Raw genomic sequence first — 8,995 nt, 5'->3', positions numbered from 1 at the left:
TTGGTTCGAGTCCAACCGGGGACGCCATTTTTTTATGTATAAAATTAATTTTTTTAAAATAGAATTTGTACTAATTTTTATTAATACTAAATCCCATTTAAATAACGAATATATTATAAATCTTTTTAATAGATTAAACCGAATATTTATTTTTAAATTTTAAACGGGGGAATAGTATAAGCTAATATATAAGGAGTTTGGGAGATGAATTGCTTTTTTTGTAAAAAAAAATTGCAAAAAAGGATACACCTATGATACAATTTTTGTATAAAATATTGAAGAAAAGTCATTAAAAATAATATTCAAAATCAAAAGGAGGTGTAATTTCATGAAATATAATTTAGCATTCAAATACAGGATTTATTCAAATATAGAACAGGAATTATTGATAAACAAAACTTTTAGATGTGTTTGTTTTGTCTACAACAAAATTTTGTATATTGCAAATAAAATTTATGAAGAAACTGGGAAAAATAAAATAATTACACCTGCCGGTTTGAAAAGTGATACTATTCCCCATTTAAAAAGCGAACATTTACTTTAATTATTTAAGAATAAATATTAGGTTTAATCTGCTAAAAAGATTTACAATGTATTCGTTATTCAAATGGGGTTTAGTATGAAAATCAATTTTTGAAAGAAGTAGACAGTCTAGCACTTTCAAATGCTCAATTGAATGTAAAACGATTATTTACGAATTTTTTTTAGAAGAGAGCAAAGTTTTCAAGGTTCAAATCTAAAAAGAATAGTGTTAAAAGTTATAAAAATCCAAGTAATGATAAAGTAATAGGACTTGATTTTTCAATGTCTGAATTATTTGTCAGTTCTGAAAATCAAAAGGCTGATTATCCAAGATATTTCAGAATGTTAGAAGAAAAATTAAAGAAATTCCAAAAATCATTATCAAGGAAAGTAAAATTTTCTAAAAATTGGTATAGACAAAAAGCGGGAGTAGTTCATTGGGAAACAGTATTATGATAAATTTATTTTTTGAATGGAAAATATACAGTATTAGGATGGTAGTTTTGCCATCTTTTTTTTTAATAAAAAATGTTTTGCTACAAATATATATTGTAATAATAGTGATAAATTAAAAATTATATTTTGATTTTTTTATATTATAGTTAAAGTTTATTTGAATAACAAATATATTATAAATCTTTTATTAAATTAACTCTGATATTTTTTTATATCATAAATTGTATAATATATTGCGACAAATAAAAAAATATAAAAACTTATGATAATTTTGTGCTAAAATGTTAGTAACTACAAAAACATTAACGAAAGGAAATATTTTATTATTATATAAAAATGGTTAGATAGTAAATATTTTATATAAAAAGTTATATGAGCTAAAATTATATCATTGAAATTTTTACTCTGTCTTGTTATAATTATTACCTTGTAAATAATTAAATAAAAAAGTATAATATAAAATAGTTGTATTTTTTGGATGGAGGGAAAACATGATAAAAAGGTTTGTGATTTTTTTGAACGGAGAATATAAATATTCGCAGGAATTTATGGATAGATTGATTTCAAAAGATGTGATTTGCTTTTGTGCGGATGGTGGAGCAAATTTTGCGTTTCGATATGGGAAGGTTCCTGAAATGATTATTGGGGATTTAGATTCGATTGAGAAACCAGTTTTGGAATATTATAAAAGTAAAAATGTTTTGATAAAAAAATTTCCACGAGATAAAGATTTTACTGATTTTGAGTTAATTTTGGAAGAAATTAATAAAATTTTGGGAAATGAGGATTTTGTAGAGAAAATATTTGTCGTTGGTGGGCTTGGGAATAGGCTAGATATGACTTTGAGTAATTTATTTTTACTGGAAAAATATAAAAATCTTGTATTTTTGCTAGAAGATGAAGAAATTTTTTATGCAGAAAAATCGTTTGTTTTGAAAAGTAAAAAAGAATGTGAATTTTCGATTGTTCCAATAAGTGAAAATGTGAAGAAGTTGACGCTTAAGGGATTTAAGTTTGAAACTGATGGGATTGATGTGAAAAGGGATAGTTCTAGGCTTGTGAGTAATGTGATTTGTGAAAACAAGGCAAGTGTTGAATTTGAAAGTGGAAAATTGATTATAATTTTGAAAAATAAAAAGTTGTAATATTATAGAAAAATAAATATTTTTAGAAAAAATTTGGTTTTTGTAAGAGAAGTTTATTTGTTGAAAAATTTTGGTAATTTTGAAAGCAATAAAAATTAGAAGTAATAAAAAAGGAAGTGTATAAATATTGAAAAAGTTTAGGATTGAGAAGGAGCATCAAAGAATGAAAATTTCTCAGTATTTGCGGGAAGTGCAGAATTATTCAGGGAGAAGTTTGAGAAATGTGGAAGTTTTTTTGAATGGGAAGCAAGTTAGGCTTACGAAAAAATTGCCGTCGCATGGAAATTTGAAGGTTGTGGAGAAGAAGAAAGGGACTGATATTCAGCCAATTAAATTGTCACTTGATATTGTGTTTGAAGATGAAGATATTTTGGTTGTGAATAAGGAGCCGTTTTTGTTGACACATCCGACACAGAAAAAGGTTGATTTTACTTTGGCAAATGGGATTGTGAATCATTTTTTGGAAAAATATGGCGAAGTGAGAGTGCCGCGATTTTATAACAGACTCGATATGAATACATCTGGATTGATTATTATTGCGAAAAACAGTTTTGCACAGGCATTTTTGCAAAATTTTTCAATTTTTGAGAAAAAATATTTGGCGATTGTGGATGGAATTATTGATGATGAGGAAATTTCTAGAATTAAAGATGAATTGGCAAAAGATGAGAAAAATCATAAAATTCAGGATTTTGAGAAAGAAAATTTGAAAGCTGAAGTTGAAAAAGTTAATTTTGGAGAAATGAAAAAGTATGATGAAATTGAGAAAATTGAAAATAATTCAAATTTTGAAAATAAAGATAACAAAATTGGAGAAAATATAAATTTTGACAGTAAAAAAGAAAATAATAATTTAAATCTGGAAAGTAAAAGCAATTTTGAAAATATAAATTTTAAAATAAATAAAAATATAGATTTTGACAGCAAAAATACAAAATATAATTTAAATTTGAAAGATAAAAATGATTTTAATAATGAAATTTTGGAAAAAAATGGAACAAATAAAATAATTATCGAAAGAAGAATTTTTCGAGATGGTGATAATTTGGAGAGAATTATTGACGAGAAAGGTCAGTATGCGAAAACGGCTGTAAAAGTGTTGAAAACTTATCCTGAAAAAAATGTGACGCTTGTGGAATGTGAGCTTTTTACGGGAAGAACGCACCAAATTCGTGTGCATTTGAAATCGATTGGGCACACAATTGTTGGGGATGAGCTTTATGGAAATGGCTTAAATAAAGAGCTTGGGATAAATAGACAATTTTTACATGCTTACAAGGTAAAATTTACACATCCTGCGAGTAAAGAGGAAGTTGAATTGGAAATACCTATTTTTACTGATATGAAAGACTTTTTAGAAAAATAATTTTTATTAGTTGAGATAAATAATTTTACAGAATAACGATAGATAAAGAATAATTAAAATTAAAGAAAGGAGAAAAATGAAAAAATTTAATTTTTCTGTTGATTTAATAAACGACAGCATTTTAAAATCATTACTGATTTTTTCGATACCAATTTTAGTGTCAAATATTTTTCAGCAACTTTACAATATGGCGGACATTGCTATTGTTGGACATACTTTAGGAGACAATTCACTTGCAGCAATTGGGGCTTCAGCAGCAATTTTTGAGCTAATTTTTGGATTTGCACTTGGAATTGGGAATGGGCTTAGTATGGTTGCAGCAAGAAGTTACGGAGCGAATAACAAGAATCTTTTGAAAAAATCGGTTGCAGGTTCGATTGTTATTGGACTTATGATAACAATTGCAGTAATGATTTTATCAAGATTTATTTTAATGCCACTGCTAAAAATTTTACACACACCTGAAAATATCATAAACGAAGCATTTGAATACATAAATATTATAACAATGTTTGTTGGAGTAACTTTTTCCTATAATTTATCTTCGGGACTTTTGAGAGCAATCGGAAACAGTTTTATGTCGCTTGTATTTTTAGTAATTGCCTCAATTTTGAATATTTTTCTTGATATTTATTTCATAACTTCCCTAAAAATGGGAATTGGTGGTGCAGCAGTCGCAACTGTTATCGCACAAGCAATATCTGTAATTTTAAGCGTAATTTACATTTATATAAAAGAGCCGATTTTAATCCCAAGAAAAAAACATTTCCGATTCGACGCAAAATTATACAGAGAATTGCTCGGACAAGGAATATCAATGGGTCTTATGATAGCGATTGTACTAATGGGATCACTTATTTTACAGTATGCAATAAATGGTTTTGGATATTTAATTATTGCTGGACATACTTCGGCTAGAAAACTAATGGGATTTTGCAACATACCGTTAACAACAATGGCACTTGCATTAGCTACTTTTGTATCTCAAAATAAAGGAGCGGACAGGGTAGATAGAATTAGAAATGGAGTATTTTATGCAAATATGCTAGATATAATTTTTGCTATTGGAATTACAGTTTTTGTATACCTATTTTCAAAAAATATGATTCGATTAATGTCAGGATCGAGTTCTCAAGTAGTTTTGTATAATGGATCGACTTACTTAAAAATAGCTTCACCGTTTTTTGCAATATTGGGAGTTTTATTTAATTTAAGGCATTCCTTGCAAGCACTTGGAGAAAAAGTAGTTCCGCTTGTTTCAAGTGTAATTGAATTCTTAGGGAAAATAATCTTTGTGATTTTTATTGTGCCAAAGTTGGGGTATTTTGGTGTGATGATTTGCGAGCCGCTTATTTGGATTGTGATGACAGGACAATTGATTTGGGCGTTTTATAAGAATGAGTATGTGAAAAGTTATAGAAAAGTGAAGGAGTAAGTAATGAAAGAAAATTTAATAAAAATTTTACTAACGGTTTTATTTAACGTAATTTATTTTTTTCTTCAACAAAAATTATCAATAATATTTTTATTACTTTGGATTGGAATTTTCACATCTTTTGGTAAAAGTATTGTAGCAGCATTAATTTTAATGTTAATAATTATTATGTTTTTTTCTATTTTGGATATTTGAGTAAAAATTTTTTGTTAAAATTAAATAAAATTTTATTAGGTGTATTAATGTCTATAGTTTTAATTTATTTCTTATATAATATTTTTTATCAAGAAAATCAATTTATTTTAGGAACAGAAGAGTTTAACATATCTTGTATAATCTTACATATTTCATATACAATTGAACTATTTTGGGATAAAAAAATTATAATAAAGCATAAAAATTAAAGGGGGAGAAAATGAAATTAAAAAAATATTTAGGTGAAACAACATTTTATGAGAAAAAAAGAGAAGTTGAAAGAAATAAGGTAAAAAATTGGCTAAAAACAGTTAGTGCATTTGCAAATGGGAAAGGCGGCATTTTGATTTTTGGAGTAAGTGATGATGATAAAATTATTGGATTGGAAGATTATAAGAAGGATTCTGAATTTATCAGTGAAAAAATAAAAACATTGATAGAACCTGTTCCGAATATAGAAATTAAATATTTAGATGAAAATAATAAAAATTTATTGCTAGTTTATGTTTTTTCAGGAAATCAGACACCTTATTATTACATTGGAAATGGCTCAAGACAAGCATTTGTAAGAATTGGAAATGAAAGTGTAGTTACAAGAAATCATGAACTTAATAATTTGATTTTAAAAGGAAGCAATCAAACATACGATAGTTTAAATTCAAATATTGATTTTGATAAAGCATCATTTTCAAAATTGAAGGCAAGTTATTACCAAAATACAAGGCAGGAATTTTTAAATTCTGATTTTGAATCGTTTGGATTGACGAGAAATGGGAAATTAACTAATGCAGGAGCGTTACTAGCCGATGAAAGACTTATTTATCAATCAAGGATTTTTTGCACAAGATGGAATGGAATTGATAAATCTTCAGGAAGACTGGAGGCATTTGATGATATTGAAGTTGATGGCAGCATTTTGTATCAGTTAGATGAAGTTTTGAGATTTATAAGGGTAAATAATAGAAAAATGTGGAAAAAAACAAATGAACGACGTATAGAAATGCTAGATTATCCAGAAAGAGCTGTACAGGAAACTTTGGTAAATGCAATTATACACAGAGATTATGGAATAATGGGCAGTGAAATTCATGTAGATATTTATGATGACAGAATGGAAATTTATTCTCCCGGCGGAATGTATGACGGAACTTTTATTCAGGAAAGAAACACCGATACAATTTCATCTTTTAGAAGGAATCCTGTAATAGCAGATTTATTTGCTCGTATGCATTTTATGGAAAGACGTGGAAGTGGACTGAAAAAAATAAAAGAGGATTTTGTTAATGCTTTTAATTATACAGAAGACAAATCAGTTGAATTTTTTTCAGATTTTAATGGATTTAGAGTGGTAATGAAGAATTTAAATTATGATTTTATAAAAAATCTAAATAATAGGGAATCCACAATTAAAGCTGAAATCAAAAAAAGAAAGATTTTAGAAGTGCAAATTCAAAAGATAATGAAGTTTTTTGAAACTAATGATGAACTTACACGATCGGAATTAGAAAAACTTTTGAATATAAAAGAAAGCCGTGCGAGAGATTTATTAAGATATTTGGTGAAAAATAATATGTTACAAAAAATAGGGGCAACTAGAAATATCAGATATATAAAAACCGTCGGAAAAAACTAATCGTAAAAACCGTCGGAAAAATGATATAAACAAATTGCTTCAAATACTTAAAGAATAGCGATTTTTGAGAAAATATTATTAAATTCGATTGGTAAAAAAACCGTCGGAAAAAACCAATCATAAAACCGTCGGAAAAAAGATTAAGCAACGAAAATCACTAAGAAATCGTTGCTTAAAAATTATTAATTATTTTTTGTATTTTGATAATTTAATTTGTCATAAGACTGCAAAGTTTTTTGTTATCTGAAATACGATATAAATCCATTTTAAGTCTATTTTTTTTATCAAATGAATAAGATAATTTGTAATCTGAAAAAACTTGTGTTTTATCATTTAAGTTTGTAAAATAAATAGAATTTTCATTTTCTTTTACTTCGTAATCTAATTGTGAAAGTTCAAGCGAAACTTTTCCTGTTTTTAATGCTGCACGATTATCCAATATGCTAACTGAAATAGACGGCTTGCCATTTTCATTCAAAAATTTTATATAAGTAAGCCCCTTAAAAGTTCTGTCAACAGAATGAGGGCATCTCCAAACCTCTTTGGATATTATGTCAATATCAGAATTAGAAAAACTTAAACTAAAAGTCAGTAAAAACAATGCAAATATAATTTTTTTCATAAAATCACTCCTAAATAACAATTTTTGTATATTTTATAATATTTTTTTAGGAAAATCAATAATAAAAACTAATATTTAAAATTTCACGTTATTTTTAGAACTAAATGCATTTTGAAAAAATCCATCGGATAAGTCAAATTCAAAAGTTTCACGGCTGATGTAACCGACAGTTTTGTCGCTTTCGTAAAGTTGAATGAGAAAATCTGCCATTTCTTCGGATGTATGATAGTTTGGATAAGATTTATCATAATCAAAATCAGTTTTACCAGTTGCAACATTTCCAAAGTTAGTTTTGGTTGCAGCGGGTGCTAGGACTTTTGCTTTTAATTGTGCGTTATTTTGCTTTAATTCTAGTGCGAGTCCTTCTGTGAAGGCGTTTACGTAAAATTTTGTGGCACAGTAAATAATCCCTTTTGGAACTATTGTATAGCCACCTGCGGAAGAAATATTAATTAATTGCGAACCTTTTTCATTGTAATAATCCTGAATATACATAGAAGAGAGCAAAGTCAATGCCTCTACATTCAAACGAATCATATCTGTAATTTTATCAAGAGATTCATCTTTCACATCGCTATACACTCCAAATCCAGCATTGTTTATTAAAGTTTCAATGTGATAATTGTTTAATTTTGAATATAGTTCAGGAATTTTATCGACATCAGTTAAGTCAAAATCTGTTACAATAATCTCCAAACTAGGATTTTTCTTCAAAATTTCGCTTTTTAGGTCTTCTAGTAAATTCTTTCTTCGTGCAATCAGAATAAGATTTTTATTTCTTTCTGCGAATTTTAGAGCCACAGCCCTTCCTATTCCCGAACTTGCTCCTGTTATAACAGTATATTTTGTTTTCATAGTTATTACCTCCCTGAACCTCCCACGACTAAAGTCACAGAGTTCTAAAATCTTTAAAAATATTCAAAAATTTTCTAAGAAGTTTGATAGCTTTACACTACCCTTATTCTTTTAGGCGTGTTCAGCTCACCTCTATTGTATAGGATACTTAAATCCACAACTTTACTTTTCCTTAATATGTTTAATGCTCCATTACAATCTGCATTTAATTGATAGCCTTTACTTGTTTGATATAATCCTCTTTTTATTCTTTTTCCACTGAATATATATTCTTGCGGATTTTCTTTATCATATATCAGAATTTCATCTCCATCAAAGAAACTTGCTTTTGACGTATAACTTTCTTCTTGCAGCTTAAATTCTATTCCATATAGTTTACATAGATATATTAATTTATCTCTTAATTTTCCATATGGTATATTTACAAAGTTTTGATTATTTATACTTCCTATATTTGAATTTCTTTGAAAATCTTCATTATATCCTAGAACTATTTTTCCTATATCATTATTAAGACAATAATTTACAATTATTCTTGCCGCTTTTGAAAGATAATCTTCTATACGATTATTTCTCTTTCTAGCTATTCTCTTTTGCCTTAATGTTATATGCTCTATCTTTTGCTTATCTTTAATGCTTTGCAATTTTGCATTTGTCTTGTTATAGTATTGATTTATTGATTTTAATTTTCTACCATCTATTATGAATGAAGCTCCATTATTAGTTACACAAGTACAAAGATTGTCTATACCTAAATCAATTCCTA

Annotated in this window: 10 protein-coding genes; 7 read left to right on the top strand and 3 right to left on the bottom strand. The window is 27.2% G+C overall.

Features of this window, described 5'->3' with window-relative positions; genetic code table 11:
• Nucleotides 1-328: 328 nt before the first annotated feature.
• The 7 genes from ACO409_RS09365 to ACO409_RS09335 all read left to right on the top strand — a co-directional run bounded on the left by ACO409_RS09365 (nucleotide 329) and on the right by ACO409_RS09335 (nucleotide 6,752).
• Nucleotides 329-544 (top strand): helix-turn-helix domain-containing protein, encoded by a 216-nt coding sequence (locus ACO409_RS09365; RefSeq protein ID WP_485556660.1) that lies wholly within the window; start codon nucleotides 329-331, stop codon nucleotides 542-544.
• Between the two features lie 260 nt (nucleotides 545-804).
• Nucleotides 805-978, top strand: coding sequence for a hypothetical protein (locus tag ACO409_RS09360; RefSeq protein WP_485556658.1), 174 nt, complete (start codon nucleotides 805-807; stop codon nucleotides 976-978).
• A 491-nt stretch (nucleotides 979-1,469) separates the two neighbouring features.
• Complete coding sequence (locus ACO409_RS09355; protein WP_485556656.1) at nucleotides 1,470-2,123, top strand: thiamine diphosphokinase; 654 nt, start codon at nucleotides 1,470-1,472, stop codon at nucleotides 2,121-2,123.
• A 163-nt stretch (nucleotides 2,124-2,286) separates the two neighbouring features.
• Nucleotides 2,287-3,489, top strand: coding sequence for an RluA family pseudouridine synthase (locus ACO409_RS09350; protein WP_485556654.1), 1,203 nt, complete (start codon nucleotides 2,287-2,289; stop codon nucleotides 3,487-3,489).
• Between the two features lie 76 nt (nucleotides 3,490-3,565).
• A complete protein-coding gene (locus ACO409_RS09345; RefSeq protein ID WP_485556652.1) occupies nucleotides 3,566-4,924 on the top strand; it encodes an MATE family efflux transporter in 1,359 nt (452 codons plus the stop codon).
• A gap of 3 nt (nucleotides 4,925-4,927) precedes the next feature.
• Nucleotides 4,928-5,119: a hypothetical protein gene (locus ACO409_RS09340; RefSeq protein ID WP_485556650.1), complete on the top strand. Its 192-nt coding sequence runs from the start codon at nucleotides 4,928-4,930 to the stop codon at nucleotides 5,117-5,119.
• 220 nt (nucleotides 5,120-5,339) lie between these two features.
• Nucleotides 5,340-6,752, top strand: a complete 1,413-nt coding sequence (locus ACO409_RS09335; RefSeq protein WP_485556648.1) for an RNA-binding domain-containing protein — start codon at nucleotides 5,340-5,342, stop codon at nucleotides 6,750-6,752.
• Between the two features lie 208 nt (nucleotides 6,753-6,960).
• Here ACO409_RS09335 and ACO409_RS09330 read toward each other — a convergent pair whose 3' ends face one another.
• The 3 genes from ACO409_RS09330 to ACO409_RS09320 all read right to left on the bottom strand — a co-directional run.
• The gene (locus tag ACO409_RS09330) at nucleotides 6,961-7,374 is read right to left on the bottom strand and encodes a hypothetical protein (RefSeq protein ID WP_485556646.1); all 414 of its coding nucleotides are present in this window, start codon (nucleotides 7,372-7,374) and stop codon (nucleotides 6,961-6,963) included.
• Between the two features lie 75 nt (nucleotides 7,375-7,449).
• Nucleotides 7,450-8,229 (bottom strand): SDR family NAD(P)-dependent oxidoreductase, encoded by a 780-nt coding sequence (locus tag ACO409_RS09325; RefSeq protein ID WP_485556644.1) that lies wholly within the window; start codon nucleotides 8,227-8,229, stop codon nucleotides 7,450-7,452.
• Nucleotides 8,230-8,321: 92 nt separating this feature from the next.
• Nucleotides 8,322-8,995 (bottom strand): RNA-guided endonuclease InsQ/TnpB family protein (locus ACO409_RS09320; RefSeq protein ID WP_485556642.1); only part of this gene is annotated, 674 nt, incomplete at its 5' end.

This window comes from Leptotrichia sp., assembly GCF_057270615.1.
This window is presented reverse-complemented; position numbering and strand designations above follow the sequence as displayed.